General features: G+C 58.1%; 21 protein-coding genes. 14 read left to right on the top strand and 7 right to left on the bottom strand.

The features are described 5' to 3' along the window. Position 1: 1 nt before the first annotated feature. From MKFW12EY_RS02420 to MKFW12EY_RS02385, 8 genes are all read left to right on the top strand, one after another. On the top strand, positions 2-1,291 hold the full coding sequence (locus MKFW12EY_RS02420; protein ID WP_221053951.1) for an HDOD domain-containing protein: 1,290 nt from the start codon (positions 2-4) through the stop codon (positions 1,289-1,291). 1 nt (position 1,292) lies between these two features. After that, entirely contained in the window at positions 1,293-2,636 is a 1,344-nt protein-coding gene (locus MKFW12EY_RS02415; RefSeq protein WP_054763078.1) for an HDOD domain-containing protein, read from the top strand. 35 nt (positions 2,637-2,671) lie between these two features. After that, entirely contained in the window at positions 2,672-4,711 is a 2,040-nt protein-coding gene (prlC, locus tag MKFW12EY_RS02410) for an oligopeptidase A (protein WP_054763077.1), read from the top strand. A gap of 62 nt (positions 4,712-4,773) precedes the next feature. Then, positions 4,774-5,061, top strand: a complete 288-nt coding sequence (locus tag MKFW12EY_RS02405; protein WP_054763076.1) for a hypothetical protein — start codon at positions 4,774-4,776, stop codon at positions 5,059-5,061. Positions 5,062-5,074: 13 nt separating this feature from the next. Next, positions 5,075-5,560 carry a hypothetical protein gene (locus MKFW12EY_RS02400; RefSeq protein WP_221053950.1) on the top strand — a complete coding sequence of 162 codons (486 nt, stop codon included), beginning with the start codon at positions 5,075-5,077 and terminating at the stop codon, positions 5,558-5,560. An 82-nt stretch (positions 5,561-5,642) separates the two neighbouring features. Then, positions 5,643-7,106, top strand: coding sequence for a 4-hydroxy-3-polyprenylbenzoate decarboxylase (ubiD, locus tag MKFW12EY_RS02395; RefSeq protein WP_221053949.1), 1,464 nt, complete (start codon positions 5,643-5,645; stop codon positions 7,104-7,106). A 39-nt stretch (positions 7,107-7,145) separates the two neighbouring features. Beyond that, complete coding sequence (locus tag MKFW12EY_RS02390; RefSeq protein WP_221053948.1) at positions 7,146-8,282, top strand: PP2C family protein-serine/threonine phosphatase; 1,137 nt, start codon at positions 7,146-7,148, stop codon at positions 8,280-8,282. Positions 8,283-8,382: 100 nt separating this feature from the next. Next, complete coding sequence (locus MKFW12EY_RS02385) at positions 8,383-9,450, top strand: GGDEF domain-containing protein (RefSeq protein WP_245006417.1); 1,068 nt, start codon at positions 8,383-8,385, stop codon at positions 9,448-9,450. Positions 9,451-9,487: 37 nt separating this feature from the next. Here MKFW12EY_RS02385 and MKFW12EY_RS02380 read toward each other — a convergent pair whose 3' ends face one another. From MKFW12EY_RS02380 to hemC, 4 genes are read right to left on the bottom strand one after another with little or no spacing between them, the layout of a single operon-like run. Beyond that, positions 9,488-10,720, bottom strand: coding sequence for a heme biosynthesis HemY N-terminal domain-containing protein (locus MKFW12EY_RS02380; RefSeq protein ID WP_221053947.1), 1,233 nt, complete (start codon positions 10,718-10,720; stop codon positions 9,488-9,490). A gap of 14 nt (positions 10,721-10,734) precedes the next feature. Next, entirely contained in the window at positions 10,735-11,892 is a 1,158-nt protein-coding gene (locus MKFW12EY_RS02375; RefSeq protein WP_064020358.1) for a uroporphyrinogen-III C-methyltransferase, read from the bottom strand. Further along, the gene (locus MKFW12EY_RS02370) at positions 11,876-12,625 is read right to left on the bottom strand and encodes a uroporphyrinogen-III synthase (protein WP_245006416.1); all 750 of its coding nucleotides are present in this window, start codon (positions 12,623-12,625) and stop codon (positions 11,876-11,878) included. Before MKFW12EY_RS02370 ends, MKFW12EY_RS02375 begins: the two co-directional genes overlap by 17 nt. A 29-nt stretch (positions 12,626-12,654) precedes the next feature. After that, positions 12,655-13,581 (bottom strand): hydroxymethylbilane synthase, encoded by a 927-nt coding sequence (hemC, locus tag MKFW12EY_RS02365; protein ID WP_054763769.1) that lies wholly within the window; start codon positions 13,579-13,581, stop codon positions 12,655-12,657. Between the two features lie 256 nt (positions 13,582-13,837). On the opposite strand from hemC, the gene MKFW12EY_RS02360 reads away from it, so the two are divergent. Together MKFW12EY_RS02360 and MKFW12EY_RS02355 are read left to right on the top strand one after the other, a co-directional pair. Continuing rightward, positions 13,838-14,110 carry a hypothetical protein gene (locus MKFW12EY_RS02360; protein WP_054763768.1) on the top strand — a complete coding sequence of 91 codons (273 nt, stop codon included), beginning with the start codon at positions 13,838-13,840 and terminating at the stop codon, positions 14,108-14,110. Positions 14,111-14,644: 534 nt separating this feature from the next. After that, the gene (locus tag MKFW12EY_RS02355) at positions 14,645-14,902 is read left to right on the top strand and encodes a hypothetical protein (RefSeq protein WP_054763767.1); all 258 of its coding nucleotides are present in this window, start codon (positions 14,645-14,647) and stop codon (positions 14,900-14,902) included. 199 nt (positions 14,903-15,101) lie between these two features. On the opposite strand, the gene MKFW12EY_RS02350 is transcribed toward MKFW12EY_RS02355, so the two are convergent. Genes MKFW12EY_RS02350 through MKFW12EY_RS02340 form a run of 3 tightly spaced genes read right to left on the bottom strand, consistent with a single transcriptional unit; the run spans position 15,102 to position 16,997 of the window. Continuing rightward, positions 15,102-15,830 carry a class I SAM-dependent methyltransferase gene (locus tag MKFW12EY_RS02350; RefSeq protein ID WP_221053945.1) on the bottom strand — a complete coding sequence of 243 codons (729 nt, stop codon included), beginning with the start codon at positions 15,828-15,830 and terminating at the stop codon, positions 15,102-15,104. A gap of 49 nt (positions 15,831-15,879) precedes the next feature. Next, positions 15,880-16,203, bottom strand: a complete 324-nt coding sequence (locus MKFW12EY_RS02345) for a hypothetical protein (protein ID WP_054763792.1) — start codon at positions 16,201-16,203, stop codon at positions 15,880-15,882. Then, positions 16,200-16,997, bottom strand: a complete 798-nt coding sequence (locus MKFW12EY_RS02340; protein WP_221053944.1) for a sterol desaturase family protein — start codon at positions 16,995-16,997, stop codon at positions 16,200-16,202. The genes MKFW12EY_RS02345 and MKFW12EY_RS02340 overlap by 4 nt, the downstream gene beginning before the upstream one ends. Between MKFW12EY_RS02340 and MKFW12EY_RS02335 the strand changes: the two genes are divergently transcribed. The 4 genes from MKFW12EY_RS02335 (at position 16,996) to MKFW12EY_RS02320 (ending at position 20,316) form a co-directional block, all read left to right on the top strand. Beyond that, positions 16,996-18,123, top strand: coding sequence for a GlxA family transcriptional regulator (locus tag MKFW12EY_RS02335; protein ID WP_221053943.1), 1,128 nt, complete (start codon positions 16,996-16,998; stop codon positions 18,121-18,123). The genes MKFW12EY_RS02340 and MKFW12EY_RS02335 overlap by 2 nt on opposite strands. Positions 18,124-18,334: 211 nt before the next feature. Continuing rightward, positions 18,335-18,691, top strand: a complete 357-nt coding sequence (locus tag MKFW12EY_RS02330; protein ID WP_221053942.1) for a hypothetical protein — start codon at positions 18,335-18,337, stop codon at positions 18,689-18,691. Positions 18,692-18,769: 78 nt separating this feature from the next. Beyond that, complete coding sequence (rlmN, locus tag MKFW12EY_RS02325) at positions 18,770-19,813, top strand: dual-specificity RNA methyltransferase RlmN (protein ID WP_054763318.1); 1,044 nt, start codon at positions 18,770-18,772, stop codon at positions 19,811-19,813. Then, positions 19,810-20,316, top strand: coding sequence for a YchJ family protein (locus MKFW12EY_RS02320; RefSeq protein WP_245006415.1), 507 nt, complete (start codon positions 19,810-19,812; stop codon positions 20,314-20,316). The genes rlmN and MKFW12EY_RS02320 overlap by 4 nt, the downstream gene beginning before the upstream one ends. The last annotated feature ends 29 nt before the right edge of the window (positions 20,317-20,345 follow it).

Raw genomic sequence — 20,345 nt, 5'->3', positions numbered from 1 at the left:
CATGTTCTGGAAACGGCTGAAAAAAACCACGGAAGCGGACAAGCCTGCGGAGAAAACGCGCGAAGCGGCGACGGCGCAACTGCCACTGCAGTTTTTACAACAACTGATTCCGATCGGCGACTTGCCGGTAGCGGAACTGAAAACCCTGCCGATCAGATTGCGCAATTTCAATCCTGGAGATTTGTTGTTCAACCGCGGCGAGCAAGCGGAAGAGATCGCCTACCTCTACAGCGGCGAAGTATTCATGGAAGCCGGCAACGGCGCCGGATACCTGGTCGAAGCCGGAACCTTTAAAGCTTGCTACCCGCTGGCAACCTACGGCGAACAGAATTTCAACGCCATCGCCAAGTCCGCGGCCCAAGCCGTCTACCTGCCGCTGTCGGCGTTGCAACGCAGCAGCAAACTGGCCGACCAAACCGGCCTGAACCTGGAACAAGTCCCGCCAGCCTTGCGCAACACCGTTTTTTTCGAGCGTTTTTGCCAGGCCTTCAAGGCCGACAATCTGCACGTCCCCAGCCTGCCCGACGTGGCGCTGCGGCTGCGTAGCGCGCTGCAAAAAGACATCAGCATCGGCGACGCAGTAAAAATCCTGAATCTGGACCCGGTCATTTCCTCGAAACTGATCCAGGTCGCCAACAGTCCGATTTACCGCAGCAACCGGCCGATCACCAGCAGCCACGACGCCGTCAACCGTCTCGGCTTCAAGACCACGCAAAACCTGGTCACCAGCATCAGCCTGCACCAGTTATTCAAGAGCCGGAATAAACAGTTGAACCAACTGGTTCAGTCGTTATGGAAACAAAGCATACAGGTCGCCAGCCTCAGTTACACCCTGGCCGGGCTCAGCGGCAAAATCAATGCCGACGAAGCCTTATTGGCCGGCTTGACCCACAACATCGGCGCGCTACCGGTCGTCACGTTGGCCGAAACGCTGGATGTTGCCGAATACACCGAATCCGAACTCCACGCCGCCATCGAGTATTTGCAGGGCATGGTCGGCGCGTTTATCTTAAAAAAATGGCATTTCCCGGACAGCCTGCAACAAATTCCGCTGAATACCAACAACTGGTATTTCGACGACGCCAAGCCGCTGCAAGTCCACGATATCGTCCTGCTGGCGAAGTTCCACAGTCGGCTCGGCGGCGCGCTGAGCCACAAATTGCCGCCGCTGAACACCTTGCCGGCATTCCACAAGCTGGGCGACAGCACGCTGACGCCCGATATGTCCTTGAAAGCGCTGCAGGACGCCAAACAGCAAATCGCCGAGGCGTTGAATTTCTTCCGGACCTGATATGAACTGGTTCACTAAACTGTTCGAGAAGAGCGCCGGCGCCCTACCCCAGCCCGGTTCTGCCGAACGCGGCAGCGATAGCGCGGATGCGGCCACGCAAGCCGTACTCTTGCAACGCCAGGCGCTTAGTCCGGCCCAACTGAAAAAGTTCGCGCCTTTGCGCGATCTGGACGATGCCAGCCTGACGGCGTTGCCGCAACAAACCCTCGGCTACGGCAAAGGCGCTACCGTGTTCGGCCTGGGACAACGCAGCGACAGCGTCTTCTACCTGCTGTCCGGCGAAATTTCCATGCAACCGGACAGCGACAGCAGCTACCGTATCGAGGCCGGCTCCGCGCTGGCCAATCTACCGCTGAACAGCGGCAACCGCTGCGGCGCCACGGCATTGGCGCTGAGCGATGTAATGATTCTGGAAATCCCGATCGCGCTGAACCGGTTGTGGACCGACAAAAGCCGGGAAAGCGCGAGTTGCGTCGAACTGGTCGACATCCAATTGCCGGGGCCGCTCAACAACAGCCGCTTCTTCACCAGCTTCGCCCGGGCTTACCGGGAAAACAAGCTGAAACTGCCGTCGTTGCCGGACGTGGCGCTGAAACTGAAAGAAGCGATGCAGCAGGAAATCGGCGTGCATCAGGCCGCCGAAATCATTCAACTCGATCCGCCGATGGTCGCCAAATTGATCCAGGTCGCCAACAGTGCGCTGTATTCGACCGGCACGCCGATTAACAATTGCCACGACGCGGTAGCCCGCATCGGCCTGAACGCCACCCGCAACCTGGTGCTCAGCGTCGGCTTGAAGCAATTGTTCAGTTGCACCGACCCGGAACTGATGAAAGGCATGCACAGCCTTTGGAAAAACAGCCTATACATTTCCAGCTTGAGTTTCGTACTGGCCCAGGAGTGCAGCCGGATTTCGCCGGACGACGCCTTGCTGGGCGGCTTGATTGCCGATATCGGCGCGATCCCGCTGCTGCATTTCGCCGAACAATTCCCCGACGGCGGCCCCAGTTTCAGCGAATTGCAAGATCTGCTGCCGCATTTGCGCGGGCCGGTGGGCGGCTTGGTTCTGCATACGCTCGGATTTCCGGAACATATTGGCAATATTCCGCATCATGCGGAAAACTGGTTGTACGACAGCGGCACGGAACTGACGGTCACCGATATCGTCATTCTAGCCAAGTTGCATAGCTATTTCGGCTCGGGCAAGGCCCGCGGCCTGCCCTACATCAACTCGATACCGGCCTACAGCAAGCTGAGCCACGGCAAGCTGAACCCGGATTTTTCGTTGATGGTGCTGCACAAGGCCCAAGCCCGCGTCAATGCGGCGATGCACCTGCTGTCCTGACACCGTTATCCATTTTTTACCCGACTGGCACCGACATGACCAATCCTTTACTCGAACAGACCGAATTGCCGCAATTTTCCAAAATCCTGCCGGAACACGTGGAACCGGCCATCGACCGCTTGCTGGCCGAGGCGCGAGCCACGATCGAAACCCAACTCGCCGGCGGCGGGCCTTACTCCTGGCAAAACCTGATCGAACCGATCGAAGCGGCCGAAGACCGCCTGAACAAAGCCTGGTCGCCGGTCAGCCACATGAATTCAGTGGTCAATAGCGAAGCGATGCGCGACGCCTATAACGCTTGCCTAGGCAAGCTCAGCGAATATTCGACCGAAGTCGGCCAAAATAAAGCTCTGCAACAAGCCTACAAAGCCATCCGCGACAGTGCCGAATTCGCCGAGCTGGACCGGGCCCAGCAAAAAATCGTCGACAACGCGCTGCGAGATTTTCATTTATCCGGCGTCGACCTGCCGACGGATAAGCAAGCCCGTTTCAAGGAAATCAGCCAGCAATTGTCCAAACTCGCCAGCCAGTTCGAGGAAAACCTGCTCGACGCCACCAACGCCTGGCACAAACAAATCACCCACGCCGACGATCTGGCCGGCCTGCCGGAATCGGCCTTAGCGCAAGCCAAGCAGGCGGCCGAAGCCGAGGGCAAGGACGGCTGGCTGATCAATCTGCAATTCCCGTCCTATCTGGCGATCATGACCTACGCCGATAACCGCGACTTGCGCCGCGAACATTACGAAGCCTTTTGTACCCGCGCCTCCGACCGGGGGCCGCACGCCGGACGTTGGGACAATTCGGAAATCATGGAACAAATCCTGGCCCTACGCCACGAAAAAGCCCAATTGCTAGGCTTCGGCAATTACGCCGAATATTCGCTGGCGACCAAAATGGCCAAGTCCACCGACGACGTCGTCCAATTCCTGGAAGATCTGGCCGACAAATCCTGGCGTCAGGCCCGCCGCGACCTGACCGAACTGAAAGAATACGCCGCGAAGGAACACGGCCTGCAAGATTTGCAAGCCTGGGACATCGGCTATTACTCGGAAAAAATGCGCCAGCATTACTACCAGTTGTCGCAAGAGGAGGTTAAAGCCTATTTCCCGGACAGCAAAGTGGTACCCGGCCTGTTTGCCATCGTCGAAAAGCTGTTCGGCCTGCAAATCTCGGAAATCAAAGACTTCGACACTTGGCACCCGGACGTCCGCTTTTACCAAATTCTGGACCGGGACGGCCAATTGCGCGGCCGCTTTTATCTGGACCTGTATGCCCGCGCCAAGAAACGCGGCGGCGCCTGGATGGACGATTGCGTCTGCCGCAAGAAAACCGCGGAAGGCCTGCAAACCCCGGTGGCCTACCTGACCTGCAATTTCACGCCGCCTGCCGGCAACGACCCGGCATTGCTAACCCACGACGAAGTGGAAACCCTGTTCCACGAATTCGGCCACGGCCTGCACCACATGCTGACCCAAATCGACCACCTCGGCGTGTCGGGCATTAACGGCGTCGAATGGGACGCGGTCGAACTGCCCAGCCAGTTTCTGGAAAACTGGTGTTGGGACCGGGAAGCGCTGAGCTTGATCTCCGGCCACTATCAGACCGACGCGCCGCTACCGGACACGTTGTATGCCAAAATGCTGGCCGCGAAAAACTTCCAGGCCGGCATGATGATGGTACGGCAACTGGAATTCAGCCTGTTCGATTTCAAAATCCACCAGCATTACGACCCGAGCAAAGGCGGCCGGATTTATTCGACCCTGCAACAGGTGCGCGACCAGGTCGCGGTGGTCAAGCCGCCCGAATTCAACCGCTTCGCCCACAGCTTTTCCCATATCTTCGCCGGTGGTTACGCCGCGGGGTATTACAGCTATAAATGGGCAGAAGTATTATCGGCCGATGCCTTCTCGCTGTTCGAGGAAAACGGCATCTTCGACCGGGCCACCGGCGAGTCCTTCCTGCACAACATTCTGGAGCAGGGCGGCAGCGCCGATGCGATGACCTTGTTCAAAAACTTCCGCGGCCGCGAACCGAACATCGACGCGTTATTGCGCCATAACGGCATCGCCGCCTAGCGGCGTAACGGCTGTTCGGCGGCGTTGCCGGACCGCCTGATTTGCCAAGACCAGGAGTAGCCATGAAAAATTGCCCCCAGTGCGGCCAGGTCCGTATCGGCGAGGAATTCAAATGCCCGCACTGCGACGTGTTTTATTCGCAGTTGGACGAATTGTTGTTCGAGGAACAACAACGCCTGGAGCGCGATACGCTGACGGGCGCGGTGAAACGCATCCGCGCGGCGACGGACCGGAAACAAGCGCTGAAACGGGAATTGGCCGCAGTTTGGCGCAAGACGCCGTTGCGGACCAAAATCGTGCTGTGGACCGTCGTCGCGTTTCTGTTCGTGCTGATCGTGCCGGTGATTTGACCGCCTCGCGCCGATGGCCGCCGCCGCTTTGCAAATCGCCTGCGCCCTGCTCTACGCCAATCTCGGCGAATGGCTGATGCACAAATACCTGCTGCACGGCCTCGGCAAAAATCCCGGCAGTATCTGGGCCTACCACTGGTACGAACACCATCGGGTTTGCGCGGAACACGGCATGCTCGATCCGGGCTACCGCAGTTTGAAATGGGCCTGGAACGCGCAAAGCAAAGAACTGGCGGTGTTGGCCGGCATCGTCACGCTACATCTGCCGTTGCTGTTTTATCTGCCATTCTTCGTAATGGCCCTGTATGCGGCGCTGGCCTTGTACTATTACAAACACCGCCGCGCCCATCTCGATCCGGAATGGGCCAAGCGGCATCTACCCTGGCATTACCAACACCATTTGCGAGCCGGCAACGGCAACTGGTGCGTGACCTGGCCCTGGTTCGATTACCTATTCGGCACTCGAATCCAAAGTCGGGAAAACCGCACCGGCCCTTAAGGCCGCCGTAACCGGCCGCGAGCGCGACAAAGGCCTGCGTTTTAATGCTGCCCCTATCCGTAACCAACCATTCCGATTTAGCATGAAATATAGAGATCTGCGCGACTTCATCCAGCAACTGGAAAAGCAAGGCGAATTGAAACGTATCCGCCGGGAAATCGATCCGGTTCTGGAAATGACGGTGATTTGCGACCGGGTGTTGAAACAAGGCGGTCCGGCACTGCTGTTCGAGAACCCGAAAGGCTCGAATATCGCCGTGCTAGGCAATTTGTTCGGCACCACCAAACGGGTGGCGATGGGCATGGGCGCCAAAGACATTTCCGAACTGCGCGGTATCGGCGAGTTGCTGGCTTACCTGAAAGAGCCGGAACCGCCCAAGGGCATGAAAGATGCGCTGGATAAACTGCCGGTGTTCAAGCAAGTGCTGAACATGGCGCCGAAACTGGTCAACAACCCGCCCTGCCAGGAAGTGATCAGGATAGGCGACGAGGTCGACTTGGCCGATTACCCGATTCAGACCTGCTGGCCGGAAGATGCGGCGCCACTGATTACCTGGCCGCTGGTGATTACCCGCGGCCCCAACAAAGAGCGGCAAAATCTGGGTATTTACCGGCAACAGGTGATAGGCAAAAACAAAGTCATCATGCGTTGGCTGGCGCATCGCGGCGGCGCGTTGGATTTTCGGGAATGGCAGCAGCAACGGCCGGGCCAGCCGTTTCCGGTCGCGGTAGCCTTGGGCGCCGATCCGGCCACGATTCTGGCGGCGGTGACGCCAGTGCCCGACCCGTTGTCGGAGTACGCCTTCGCCGGCCTGCTGCGCGGCAGCAAGACCGAAGTCGCCAAATGCCTGAGCAACGATTTGCAAGTGCCGGCCAGCGCCGAGATCGTGCTGGAAGGCTTTATCTATCCCGGCGAAACCGCGCCGGAAGGCCCCTATGGCGACCACACCGGTTATTACAACGAAGTCGACGAATTCCCGGTGTTCACCATCGAGCGCATCACCCAGCGCCAAGTACCGATTTACCACAGTACATATACCGGCCGGCCGCCGGACGAGCCGGCGATTCTGGGCGTGGCGTTGAACGAAGTGTTCGTGCCTATTCTGCAAAAGCAGTTTCCGGAAATCGTCGATTTCTACTTGCCGCCGGAAGGCTGCTCTTACCGGATGGCGGTTATCAGCATGAAGAAGCAATACGCCGGCCACGCCAAACGAGTGATGCTTGGCACCTGGTCGTATTTGCGCCAGTTCATGTACACCAAGTTCGTCATCGTGGTCGACGATGATGTCGATGTGCGCAACTGGCAGGACGTGATTTGGGCCATCACCACCCGCATGGACCCGGCCCGCGACCTGACGATACTGGAGAACACGCCTATCGATTACCTGGACTTCGCCTCGCCGGTGTCGGGTTTGGGCTCCAAAGTGGGCTTCGACGCCACCAACAAGTGGCCGGGCGAGACAATGCGGGAATGGGGCAGGCCGATCGTGATGCGGCGGGATGTGATCGAAAAAGTCGATGCGATGTGGGATTCGCTGTTTAGTTAAGGTAGACTGCCGGCACAGCCAATAACGGTACGATTCCTAATGAAAATATTGGTCGCCGACGATTTGCCGGAAAACAGAGCGCTGCTCGATAAATTATTGACCCGGATGCGACATCAAGTCGTTCTGGCCGCCAACGGCGGCGAAGCCGTCGCCCTGTTCGCCGCCACCGATCCCGATCTGGTGTTGATGGACATCATGATGCCGGCCATGGACGGCCTACAGGCGATCAAAGCCATCCGCGCGATAGGCCGCGACAAATGGACGCCAATCTTTGTCGTCAGCGCCTTGAGCGAAACCGAAGACATCGTCGCCGGCCTGGAAGCCGGGGCCGACGATTATTTACCGAAGCCGTTTAACCAGGCCATTTTGCAGGCCAAGCTGAATTCGGTGCAGCGTTTTTTGGACATGCAGCAGGTCATCGCCGCCGACACCGCGCAATTGAAAATTTACCGCGACCGGAACGAAACCGAGCAATTGTTCCTGCAAAACATTTTCGCCCGTTTGATCCGGCAAAACGACCTGAAAGACGACCATCTGCAATTCTGGTTGAAACCGGCCCACCGCTTCAGCGGCGATCTGATTAGCGCCCGGCGCATCAGCCAACAGCAAATTTATTTCATGCTGGCCGATTCGACCGGCCACGGGCTGGCGGCGGCGATTCCGACCGTCATCGTCAACCAGGCGTTTCAGGCCATGACCCGAAAAGGCCTGGCAATTGCCATCATCGTTAGGGAAATAAACCGCTTGCTGTATACGCAAATGCCGCCGGACCGCTTCGTGGCGCTAGCCATCGGCATGATAGACAGCGCGCGCAAATCGATAGAGATCTGGAATGGCGGCTTGCCGGCCGCCATGGCGCTGAATGCCGCCGGCGAGGTGATGCACGCCTTCCAATCCCGCCACACCTTCGCCGGCATTCTGCCCGACGCGGAATTCGACGACCGCTGCGAACTCTGGCAATGGCAAGCGGCTTGCGAGCTGTTTGTTTACTCCGACGGCCTGACCGACGCCCAAAATGCCGAGCACGCCCGTTTCGGCCCACACGGCGTGATCGCGGCGCTGTCCGCCAACCCGACCGGCCGGCGCATCGATGCCGTCAAAGCGGCGCTGGAGCGGCATCTGGCAACCGGCGACGCCCACGACGACATCTCCTGCATGGCGATCCGCTGCCTATAGTTTTACGCCGGCTCCGACTAACCTTCCAGGTCGTCGCCTCCCCCAGTCCCGGCCTAGCGGCCATTAGCCACCGGCGCCGAAAAAAAATGTTTCGAAACTGTTGGCGATTAAAGCAGAATATAGCTGTACCTTTAACCCTGCTGACCAACGGCCCACTGCATTGAACGCGCATCCCGACTACCGGCACATCTCGAATTGGGCGATCTCATTAAGCGAACAACCCGACTACCAAGGCCTGACCTATCGCTTTTTGCATTTACTGGAAGAATTGCCCTGGATAAGCAAGGCCGTGGCTTACGAAGTTTACGGCGAACGCAACCTGAAAACCGGCGAAGCCCGATGCACCAGCGAGCAACTGGTGCGGCGTTTCCCGCTGGACTTCACCGAACAGCCGCAGGAAGAAGAAATTGATCTGCTCAATGAGTTCAACAGCAGCGCCGACCTGAAACCCAGCAAACCGAATGCGGCAGGACTGTTCACCCGAATCGTCGCCCCGGTACGCGAGCTGGGCGGACCGGATCGGGCCTTGTTGCTGAAGGGCGAGTTCGATGCCGCGGCCTTGGCCTTGCTCGCCGACATGATCGCGCTCTACCGCAATCTGGTGGCGTTGCACGACAGCAAGGAGCGCGACCCGCTAACCAAACTGCCGAATCGGCAGTCGTTCGACGCCCGCATGCTGCAGGTCTGCGAATATTTCCGGATGCACCCGATTCAGGACCGTTGCCAGGAGAAGAGCTCCTGGATCGCCATGCTGGATATCGACAATTTCAAGCGGATTAACGACACTTACGGCCATTTGTACGGCGACGAGGTGTTGCTGGTGTTTAGCCAGGCGATGGAAAAACATTTTCGATACAACGACTTTTTATTCCGCTTCGGCGGCGAGGAATTTGTCGTGATATTGAATCTGGTCAATCAGGCCGATGCCGAGGCTACCTTCGAGCGGTTTCGCGCAGCCATCGAACGCCATCGGTTCCCGATCTCCGGCCCGGTCACGGTCAGTATCGGCCTGACCCATATCGACCACCTGACGCTGCCGATTCATTTATTGGACAGGGCGGATAAGGCGCTCTACCAGGCCAAAGCCGGCGGCAGAAACAAATTGGTGGCTTACCGCAACTTGGATCCGGCCGTCGGCCGGGTCGGAACCGAACCGGAAGTTTTCTAAGCGCCCGCCACAGGCCCGGCCCGAGCTTGGCCGAAAGCTAACCGGTAACGGCTTCGATATTGCCGACCACCTCATCCGAAGCCAGCAGCAAGCCGCGCTTGAAGCTCTCGCAGGCCTGGTCTTTTTCGCCGCGGCTGAACTGCACTTCGCCGAGCAATTGGTAAGCGGCGACCGACGGTTCGATATTCAGGCTCTTCAACAAATATTGCTCGGACTTTTCCATTTGCTGGACTTTTAACGCCAGCCTGCCCAATACTCGCAGCAACACAGCATTGGTCGGATGCACCGCCAGCCACTGTTCTATCGATTGCAAATGCTTGACCGGATCGGCTGTTTCGATGCTAGCCAGCAATACCAGCAAGGTGTCGTCCCAATGCCGGCCTAGCTGTTTCAACATCGCCGACTCGACGGTTGCACCGGCGCCGGCAGCTATCATCGCCGCGAAATAAATGTTGGCGATACCCGGTACGGTTTTGATGTGATCGGGAACGGTTTCCCAGCAGGCTTGGATCGCGTCGGCCTCGTTGCGCTCCGCCGCTTGTTTCAGCAGCCGGCTGAAGGTTTCGGTTTCCAGCAACTTGACTTCGGCTTCCATCAGCACTTTATGCTGCTGCAAAGACGGCAGCAATTTGCTCAGCCCTTCCCAATCGCCCAAATGCTGGTAAGCCTGGTGCATCATTTTCAACACCCGGGCATGGCCGGGGTTGATCGAATGCAATTTACCCAAAGTCTCCAGCGCCTGCTCGAACTGCTGCCCGGAAAGGTGCAATTCCGCCTGGGTCAAGCCGACGGTAATGTTGGTGTCGGACGATTGCGCCGCGGCCTTTTGCAGGTATTCGTCGCGTTTGTCCAGCGCGCCGCGCGACTGCGCCGCCCGCGCCGCAGTCAGATAATGCAGCAGCGGCGCGCCGCTGTTGGCGGCGTGTTTTACCAGAACTTTCTCCGCCCGCTCCCAATTGCCGTCGGCGGCATCGAACAAACCGGCGATCAGCGCTTCCTGAGACCGGTTGAATTTGATGTTACGCCGCCGCCGCGAGATCTGTCCCGGCAGCCTCAGCAATACGCCCAGCAAGCGAAATAAGCTGTACAACCCGAAAAAACCGATCACCGACGCCACGGCAAAGACTGTCAGCGACGTTTCCAGCGACCAATGGCCGAAACCGATCAAGACGTAGCCGGGATCGTTATGCTCTGCCAACCAACTATGCAGCGCATAGGCTGCGGCGACCGCGCAAAGCAGGGAGCCGAGGAAATAGACTAGATTTTTCATGGCGCCACCGCGGGTTACTGGCCGGCCGTTGCGGCTTCGGCCGGCGCAGGCGAATTGTTGAATACGGCCTTGTCGGTTTCTATGCGCAGCTTGCTAATATCCTTCAACAGCTTCAGCGAAGCGCTGACATCCGGATACTGGCTGCGAATCTGGACGCCGGCCAGTTTATCCAGCTCGGCGGCAAAAGCGTCGGTCTGCTGGTTTTCGGAGAAGTTTTTCTTCAACCACTGTTTGGCATCGGCGATGCTACTGGAAAACAACGCATCGTTTTGTTGTACCAGCGCGATCTGAATCATTTCCAAGCGGACTTTCAATTGTTGCTTGATGAAATGCGCTTCCTCCGGCGTCAACACCGCATTGACCGGCTGGTCGGTATGGCGCAGCACCACATAGCCTTCCAACTGTTTGGCAACCTGCTGCAGTATTTCATGGCCGTGTTCCGATAAATCGTTATTGGGCGTCTCCGGCTTTTCCAAGGCTTTGCCGGCGTGCGGCAGGAATACCGCCAAATTTTCCACCGAATCCTGAAGTTGCTGGATTTGGGCATAGAGCCCGACGATATCCGGCACGATGGCGCTATTCAACAACGACAATTCCTTGGCGATTTGTTCCCTGACCTTGAATACCGCAGCATCGCCGCTTTCCCGTAGACGCTGGTCGGCGGCTTCGAGCGCCTGGCGTGTGGTATTGACGTCGCCGACCAACTGCAAGCGCTGGTTCGCAACAGTCAACAAATATTCGGCATCGGCCAATAGCCAGTCGCCGCGGGTTTTGCCCAATTGGCGCTGTACCAGCAGAATCGAATTCTCTAATTCCTTGCGGGCGGTTGCCAAACGCTCCTCGTGCAACTTGGAGAACTCGGCCAAAGTTTGGTTGAAGTGGTTGTCCTTGCCGGTCATTTCGGCATTGACGTTGGCGATCTGCGATTGAACTCCGGCCAACTGCTCGCGCAAGCCGTTCAATTCCTTGTCCAGTTCGATGATTTTCAGATTGTCCTGATTATTTTCGGTATCTTGGCTGGCGCGCAATTGCTGCAGATAATAAAAACCCGCAGCCGCAGTGACCACAACCAACGCGATGGAAAGTATGCCTATCCACAGACCGGCGTGCGACTTCTTAACTACTACCACCTGAGCTGGAGCTTCTTGTTGTTCTTCAATTACTTCCGCCACTGTTTTCCCCGTTCAATAACGTCGTCAAGGTCTCTAAAATCGCTGCATCCGTCGGTTGCGGGCTTACTGCAATCCGTTTGAATCCGAGCTGTTCCGCGTTTTGGCCGATACGCTCGCTGGCAACCACCAATCCAATTTGCCGCAATCGCTCGATTGCCTCGCCGTCCAGTATTGCCACTAAGTTTTGTAGCGCCTCGACGCTAGTCGCCGTTACTGCGGCCAAGCGCTGCGCATGCAAGTCGGCGCGCAATCCGCCGATATCCGCAGCCGGCCGGTTCCGGCTGTATACTTCCAGATAAGCCACCGCCGCGCCGCGGGCGCGCAAACCGTCCGCCAGTTTTTCCCGGCCGCCGACACCGCGCACGATGGTGCAGCGCAGGCCGGCGACTTGCTGCAAGGCCGGCTCGGCCAGCAAACCTTCGCTGCTGAATTCGCCGGCCGGCACGCAATCGACCGCGCATCCGGCGCGCCGCAACGCGTCCGCGGTCGCCGCGCCGACCGCCGCAATCCTGGCGCCGCGCCAGCCCGGCATTTTGCCACCGAACGCCGGTATAGCAAAATCCACAGCATTGCTACTGGTAAAAATCAGCCAATCGCCGGTTTCGGCGTCTTGCACGGCTTGCGCCTCCGGTTGCCGGGCCGCGATCTCCAATGTCGGAAACCTTACCGGCACTCCACCGCAGCGTTCGATCAATCCGCACAAATTTTCGGCCTGGGCCGCAGGCCGGGTCACCAATATTCGCGCGCCGTTCAACCCGGCTATCACTGGTAAAGCTCGCGCAGAATTTTGTCGGCCCCTTGCGCCAGCAATTGGTCGGCGACGCTGCGCCCCAACGCTTCGGCTTGGTCCAAATCGCTTTCGGCCTCGGCGCGGTACAAAACCGCCCCATCCGGACTGCCGACCAAGCCGCGCATAAACAGGCGCTGGCCGCGAATTTCCGCATAGCCGGCGATCGGCACCTGGCAACCGCCGTTCAGCCTGGCGTTCATGGCCCGCTCCGCTCCGACCCGGATACTGGTCGCTTCGTCGTGCAACACTTTTAAATAGCCGTGAATCTCGGCGTCGTCGATCCGGCATTCGATGCCGATGGCACCCTGGCCCATGGCCGGCAAGGATTCCTCAGGCAGCAGCCGGGCGGTGATGCGTTCCGCCAAGCCCAACCGCTTTAGGCCGGCCGAAGCCAGAATAATCGCGTCGTATTCGCCGGCGTCAAGCTTGGCAAGGCGGGTATTGACATTGCCGCGCAGGCTCAAAATTTCAGCATTCGGGAATTTTTCCTTAATTTGGCATTGGCGGCGCAAACTGGAGGTGCCGATCCGGGCATCCGCCGGCAACTCGGCCAGAGAGCGGTAACGGTTGGAGACGAAGGCATCGGTTGGATCTTCGCGGTCCAGCACCACCGCCAAATGCAAGCCATCCGGAAATTCGACCGGCACGTCCTTCATGGAATGCACGGCAATATCCGCGGTGCCTTCCAACATGCCCTGCTCCAGCTCCTTGACGAACAAGCCTTTACCGCCCACCTTGGCCAACGGCGCATCCAGGATTTTGTCGCCGCGGGTCACCATTTTCACCAGCTCGGTTTGCAAGCCCGGAAAAGCCCGGCGCAAGCGCTCCGCAACGTGCTCGGCCTGCCACAAAGCCAGCGGACTTTGCCGGGTGGCAATACGAATAATTCTGTCAGCCAAAATAGCTCCTGCCGATTCGGGCGGGAACTACCCGCACCCTGAGTTGAGAATAAATGGCGGCTATTGTAATCCGATTCGCCAGGAAACGGGGTTAGAAGTTGTCCGGCAGCAAAACCGCAACCGAATTCCACTTGCGGCGTAGCGGTCGTAAAACAGGTGCGACCAGTCCAGCCGAGGCCAGTGTTGACGCCGCGGCGAGCAATACCCCGCTTCACAGCAATTTCGGTTAACCTTGGCAAATACAGAGGAGTTTCGAATGGAACGAACGATACGCATGCTGGTAATCGTCGCGTTGATTGCAGCGATACCCGGGATCGGCTGCTTTACCTATTATTCCGCGGCGGCGGCCGACGCCGGCCGCGAAGCGTTCGGCATCTGGGACCTGTTGGCTTACCCAACGACCCTGCTGTCGTTCGCCGCTCTGGCAACCAATTGCAGCGCCAAACCGCCTAAAATTTACCTGGCCGGACTGGCTGCGATGTTTCTGCTGGTATCGGTCGCGCTGATCTTCAGCCATAGCTTCAAATAGCGTACGTTTGCGTTAACAGTTGCGTTGGTTTCATTGCATTATCAGGTCGCGCCATGCCCATCAAGAATGCGTGAAAAGATTGGAGCGACTCCCGCGGCATCAGCAACAAGCGACATTGAAACGGTTAAACGCGGTGGACTCAAGCGACTGCTGGCGGGGGCCTATCGCATTCTTATTAGATATATGTCTTTCGACTGCAGGGCTGAAACAGATAGCGCGCCGCGGGGAACTGTTGCAGGCACGCACATATCGCCTGGGGCGAATTCGATAGTTTTCGTAGCGAAATATCGCGCTGCCGGTCCGCGAACCGACTTTTCAGCCGGTTGCGGGTAGCGTTGCATCGTTCAAACGCCTCGGTTTGAATCGCCGCCCTCTCGGCGACGAAATTTGCATTGGCTTTGGCGCTGTGGTAGAAAATTTTTCGCAAGCGGATAAAAACCGGTTGCGTTTAACGTTCGCGCAATCGAAAAATCTGGAAAACCGCGCGGCGCTATCTCTGAGTCAATAATTACTACAAAACCGAGGAGACCGAGAATGAAAAAAACCCTACTAACCTTCACCGCAGCTATTGCCGTAGCGTTACTGCCAGCTTTGGCGTCCGCCGGAGATGCCGATACCTGCAAAGGTTGCCACAACGGTTCGGTGGCCCCTGGCGTCGACGCTTTGAAAAGCAAATTCAAAACCGTCGACGAGTTGGTGGCCGGCGCCAAAGCCTCCAAAAACGACATGATGAAACCGATGCAGGCCGACACCGCCAAACTGAAAGCGGCCGCCGCCGAAATCTTGAAATAAACCGAAGCATCTACCAATCCCACAGACCGTAGCCGGCGGCAAAGACCGGGGTTTGCGGTCGCGGCCCGGAACGCCGGCCGGCGTTCCGGGCACACCATTCCCGACCACTAGCGCTAATCCCGTCCTCCGGGAACCCTGGCCCGCCATTGGCGCACATTACGCTCGCCGGCCGGAAACCGATGCGCTGCCGGCCCGCGCTTCAACGACGCCGCGCCACCAAGCTGACCATGCCGCGCGGGCCCGAATCGAGGCCGGCCGCCAAACCGTTGGCGGCGCAGACGTCGGCCAAAACGGCGCCGGACAACCGCAATTTGGGGTAATGGCTGACGCGGGTCCGCCAAACGCCCAGTTCGCGTTCGTGCAGGATATCGTGCACCAATACCGTATCGGGCTGGTATTCCAGAAAGCAGGTCAGAATCCGATCAGCGTCGGCCCGGACCGGGATGAAGCGGCGGTCGCCGACCAACTCCGTCGTGTAATCGCGGAAGGTGGCGACAAAAGTGCCGCCGGGAAGCAATGCCGCAGCTACCCGCGCGATCAGGGTTTCCAGCGCTGCGAAATCCGGCAAATGGGTCAGCGTGTCGCCCATGCAGAAAATCGCCGCAACCGGGTCCGGCAGGTAGGTGCGAAATTCCAGCAAGTCGGCATGCACCGTTTCGATTGCCAAATCGCCGCGCAGGACTTCGAGGCTGCCGAGCAACAATTCGGAACGATCCACAGCCGTGACCCGGTAACCGCGTTCGGCCAGCGGAATCGCGTGCATGCCGAAACCGGCGCCGAGATCGGCGACTGTGCAGCCCGGCGCCAGCGTTAAATCCAGTGCGGCAAGGTCATCCCGGCCGGCTTGCAATGCGCTCTCGGCACCGCCGGCCATCCACAGGTAGATCGGCGCCAAATGGTTGGCATAATGTTGCTCTACAGTGCTCATATTCCCCTCTTATGAATCGTTCAATACGCCAAGTGCGGTTGGGCTGAATTTATATTGCCTGCGTTTTTGCCGCCGCACGCGGCCGATACAGCCGATATGCCAACAGGCCGTAACCGCAGAACCCAACAACGCCGCAACCGAACCAGGCCAATACCAACGTCCCCGGAATCGGGTACAACAGAAACTGGTTCAAGTCGACCAGCAAGCCGAAAAACGCGCCGTGGTCGGCCGATTGCTTCGGATTGGCCGGACACATCAGCAGTTGCAGTTCAGTCTCGGCGTCGGCTAACCGCAACACGTGCACCAAGCCGTTCCAAACCGGGGCGAAAGGCGACATCGCCAACGTCGCCAGAGCAAATCGCCAGCCGTTCATATCGATCTCCGCCGCCGGTTAGTGCCGACCGCGACCGCAGCAGCCGGCGGCCGGGTCACGTCGCGCATCAACAGCATGTCCCATAGCCGGTTCGACGCACCGCGGTAAAACCCGGTTTGCCCGGCAAATTCCTGCGGATTGCGGAACGTGCCGAATAACAGGTCGAACAAAGGCAGGTCGGAGTAATTGCCGGCATGCACGCCCGCCTGATGGTGTACGGAATGGCTTTCCGGCCGTTGCAAAAAATAACCCAGCCAGTGCGGCGTCTTGACGTTGGCGTGCTGAAACACGCTGCAGAACGTTGTCGCATAAAGCACCCAGGCCGCCGCTTGCGGCGTAACGCCGATCAACAGCGTCAAGGCCAGACTGGACAGCAGCGTCCAACCCAGCATGTCCAACGGGCTAAACCAGAAGGCGCCGAAGCAATCCAGCCGTTCGGCACTGTGGTGCCACTGGTGAAAGCTGCGCCACAGATTTTCAGATGTATGCATAGCCCGATGCCAGAGATAGACGCAGAATTCGTAGAGCAACAGCCCGACCAATGCGCCGTAAGCGTCACCCAGACCAGTCAAGTCCAGGCATCGGTAGCGCAGCAGGTAGCCGTTCCACAGCAGCGGCAGATACGACGATAATAGCCAGTAACAAAAAAACGCGGCGATGCCGCGCCGGCGCCAACCGGGTACCGTCGGCAATGGCCTCGCCGGCCGCAAGGCTTCCCAGGCGATCAGCAGCGCATACAGCGCAAACACGGTTAACGACATCGGGTCGAGCAATAATTCGAGAGGAGTAGGCATGGCATCACACGAAATGGATTCCGACAGAGGCAATACCTTAGCCCAGGCTGACGGGCCGGACCAGCGGCAAATCGGCGCAAAACAGTCCGAATCGGCCAACGCGCCGATTCCGGTGGCGATCTTGATGTTTCCGGCTTCCAGCGCCTCGGTGATCTTCGGTTTATACGACTTGTTGTTGTCGGTGGGCCGGGACTGGCCGCTGATCGTCGGCGGCAGCCCCGGCCCGCAGGCGATCCGGCCGCTGCTGGTGGCCGCGGAAGCGGGCCCGTTGACGGTCTGCAACGGCATCCCGGTACCGGTCGATTACTCGCTAGCCGATTGTCCGCCGGTCGCGGTGGTCTGCGTGCCGGAAGTCAACATTCCGCCCAGCGCACCGATGGCCGGTCTGTTCGACCGGGAAATCGCTTGGCTGATCGAGCGCTACCGCGCCGGTGCGACGTTGGCCGCATCCTGCTCCGGCGCGATGCTGCTGGCCGAGGCCGGCCTGCTCGACGGTCACGACGCCACCACCCACTGGGCCTACTGCGCGACGTTGCGACAGCGTTTTCCCAAGGTCAACGTGCACGGCCAGCGTTCGCTGGTTTGCTCCGGCGACGGCCAGCGCCTGATTATGGCCGGCGGCGGCACTTCCTGGCTGGATCTGGCCTTGTTTCTAATCGCCCGGTTGGTGTCGGTGGAAGCGGCAATGCAGGTCGCCAAGCTGAATCTGATCGACTGGCACCAGATCGGCCAACAACCTTATGCGCGATTGGCACAAACGCGCCAGGTCGAGGACGCGCTCATCGCCCGCTGCCAGGTCTGGATTGCCGAGCATTACCGCAGCCCGGCGCCGGTTGCGGCCATGGCCAAGCTGAGCGGCCTCAGCGAACGCAGCCTGAACCGGCGCTTCAAAGCCGCCACCGGCCTGTCGCCGCTGGAATACGTGCACACGTTACGCTTGGAGGAGGCCAAACAACTGCTGGAAGCCGGCGATCTGCCGGTGGAAACGATTGCTCGCGACGTTGGCTACGAAGACGCCGGTTTCTTCAACCGGCTATTCCAACGCCAGGTCAAACTGACGCCGGCCCAATACCGCAAGCGTTTTCGCGGCCTGCGCTTGTCGCTGGATGGCCCGGCGCGCGGTTAAAGCCGCAACGGCGCAGGCAACGATCTTTAAAAACGCACACCCCGACCGAACTTACTCCGGTTGGCCTCTAATCGCCGCCAAACCCGCCCGAATTGGAAAGGCTTAGCAAAGCGCACGATTTTGACGTTACTATTCACGATTGCCGATGCCCGAGCAATTAAGGCTCTTTTTTTGAAAAACACCAGTAACATCTCCTCCCTCCGTATCACGCATGAAAAAACAGAAGAAAAACAAAAGCCTTTGGTTGAATCCCGCAGAGATTGAAGTCGGTTGCTTATACCTAACCACGGCCCGGCAATACCGTGCGGTGCTGGCGATGAAAGGCGAGTTTCTGATCTATGCGCCCAGCTCCGAAGACATGGAGCCTTTGACGGCGGATGCCAAAATGCCGTTCGAAAATTCGCCCTGGAAAAAATGCCAGATTGCCACCTTCGCCCAAAAAGAGTACCAGGCCTTCGATTGGCAAGGCACCCAGGCCATCAAGCACACACTAACCGATGCTCAGCTTGCCCAGGCTGTTGCCCAATCCAACGCCAAAGCCGCGATCGCGGCGTTATTGGCCGAATGAGCTATTGAGCGGGCCGCGCCAATCCCATCGTTCGACGGAATTGGCAGCGGCCAGATTCCTATTATCCGGAGAGAATTTTTGAAACCCTCTTTCTACGATCTGAATTATTCCGATTTAGAAGCGGTTGTAAGTCAAAATGACTTAAATCCGTCGGTCGCGTCCGTTCTTTTTAATTGGCATTACAAGAAAAAGGAAACCGCGCCATGCCAACAAAAACTATCAACACATTCGTCGAATTTTTTTCAGCAAAATTTTGACTTTTCGCTGCCCGAAATCGATACGGTTTACCAATCGGAGAAAGATAGAACCGTAAAATTTCTATTTAAGCTTAAAGACAATCATAAAGTCGAAACGGTGCTTATCCCGTTTAATAACAAATATTCGATTTGCCTGTCGTCGCAGGTCGGTTGTGCGATGAATTGTTCGTTTTGTTTTACTGGCGAGCAAGGGCTGAAACGCAACTTGACGACCAGCGAGATTATTGGCCAGTTTCTTCAGGCTTGGCATTGGTTAGCCAGCCATCGGCCCGGCGAACAGCGCATTTTAAATATCGTGTTTATGGGGCAAGGCGAGCCGTTACATAATTTCGATGCCGTTAAAAAGGCTTGCGAAATTTTCTTATCGCAACACGGCACATCGATTGGCATTCAAAAAATTACCGTTTCAACGGCCGGTTATATTCCCGGACTGAAAAGATGGCGCGAGGAAATTCCCGGCGTCAATCTGGCACTATCGCTGCATTCGCCTTTTACCGAGAAGCGGAATGAACTGATTCCGCTCAACAAAAAATACCCGCTCGAAGAAGTGCTGGCGTATATCGATGAAATCCCTTTGCAAAAGAAGCAGTTTATTACTTACGAATATATTCTGATAAAGGACTTCAACGACGCTGCGGACGATGCCAAAAAACTGGGCACGATGCTGGCCGGCAAAAGCGCCTACATCAATTTAATTCCATTCAATCCGTTTCCGGGGTCTCGTTATACCTGTCCGGATTGGGACACGATCGAAAACTTCAAAGCCGTTTTAGATACTTTTAAAATCCCGACCCTGATCAGAGGCACCAAAGGCGATGATGTGTTAGCCGCCTGCGGCCAACTCAATTCAAACAACAAAACATGACTATCGAACACCGGCTGAATTTATGCCCCTGCTGTTCCGGCCTGGATTACCAGGCCTGCTGCGGCCCGATCATCGCCGGCGCACCGGCAGCGACGGCCGAAGCGCTGATGCGCTCGCGCTATAGCGCGTTCGCGACGCGGCAATTGGATTACATCGAGCGGACCCAGAGCGCGGAGATCGGCGCCAAATTCGGCCGGGCCGATATCGCCCGGATGGCCGACGAATGCCAATGGACTGGCTTGCAAATCGTCGGCGGCAGCGAACGCGGCGACGCCGCCGAGGTGGAATTTGTCGCCCGCTTCCGCCAAGACAATCGGGAGATGCTGCACGCCGAGCGGTCGCAGTTCCGCCGCGAACACGGCCGCTGGCTTTATGTCGGCGGCCGCGCCGAATTGCGCGAGGCGCAACGCAGTGCGGTAAAAGTCGGACGCAACGATCCTTGCCCGTGCGGCTCCGGCAAAAAAACCAAGAAATGCTGCGGCACCGGGCCGCGGCCGCTGTGAAGCCCGGCAACCGGCTCGGTAACAACTCA

The sequence above is a fragment of the Methylomonas koyamae genome (genome assembly GCF_019669905.1).
GTDB classification, from domain to species: domain Bacteria; phylum Pseudomonadota; class Gammaproteobacteria; order Methylococcales; family Methylomonadaceae; genus Methylomonas; species Methylomonas koyamae.
The sequence above is the reverse complement of the archived record's forward strand: the minus strand, read 5'-3'. Positions and strand labels throughout refer to the sequence as shown.

Coding starts and splice junctions, on each gene's coding strand:
- MKFW12EY_RS02360 (WP_054763768.1), top strand. CDS start 13,838: ATGGAACGAACGATACGCATGCTGGTAATCGTCGCGTTGATTGCAGCG.
- MKFW12EY_RS02345 (WP_054763792.1), bottom strand. CDS start 16,203: ATGAACGGCTGGCGATTTGCTCTGGCGACGTTGGCGATGTCGCCTTTC.
- MKFW12EY_RS02350 (WP_221053945.1), bottom strand. CDS start 15,830: ATGAGCACTGTAGAGCAACATTATGCCAACCATTTGGCGCCGATCTAC.
- MKFW12EY_RS02420 (WP_221053951.1), top strand. CDS start 2: ATGTTCTGGAAACGGCTGAAAAAAACCACGGAAGCGGACAAGCCTGCG.
- MKFW12EY_RS02390 (WP_221053948.1), top strand. CDS start 7,146: ATGAAAATATTGGTCGCCGACGATTTGCCGGAAAACAGAGCGCTGCTC.
- MKFW12EY_RS02400 (WP_221053950.1), top strand. CDS start 5,075: ATGGCCGCCGCCGCTTTGCAAATCGCCTGCGCCCTGCTCTACGCCAAT.
- prlC (WP_054763077.1), top strand. CDS start 2,672: ATGACCAATCCTTTACTCGAACAGACCGAATTGCCGCAATTTTCCAAA.
- MKFW12EY_RS02380 (WP_221053947.1), bottom strand. CDS start 10,720: ATGAAAAATCTAGTCTATTTCCTCGGCTCCCTGCTTTGCGCGGTCGCC.
- MKFW12EY_RS02415 (WP_054763078.1), top strand. CDS start 1,293: ATGAACTGGTTCACTAAACTGTTCGAGAAGAGCGCCGGCGCCCTACCC.
- MKFW12EY_RS02355 (WP_054763767.1), top strand. CDS start 14,645: ATGAAAAAAACCCTACTAACCTTCACCGCAGCTATTGCCGTAGCGTTA.
- MKFW12EY_RS02405 (WP_054763076.1), top strand. CDS start 4,774: ATGAAAAATTGCCCCCAGTGCGGCCAGGTCCGTATCGGCGAGGAATTC.
- ubiD (WP_221053949.1), top strand. CDS start 5,643: ATGAAATATAGAGATCTGCGCGACTTCATCCAGCAACTGGAAAAGCAA.
- MKFW12EY_RS02340 (WP_221053944.1), bottom strand. CDS start 16,997: ATGCCTACTCCTCTCGAATTATTGCTCGACCCGATGTCGTTAACCGTG.
- MKFW12EY_RS02335 (WP_221053943.1), top strand. CDS start 16,996: ATGGCATCACACGAAATGGATTCCGACAGAGGCAATACCTTAGCCCAG.
- MKFW12EY_RS02320 (WP_245006415.1), top strand. CDS start 19,810: ATGACTATCGAACACCGGCTGAATTTATGCCCCTGCTGTTCCGGCCTG.
- MKFW12EY_RS02330 (WP_221053942.1), top strand. CDS start 18,335: ATGAAAAAACAGAAGAAAAACAAAAGCCTTTGGTTGAATCCCGCAGAG.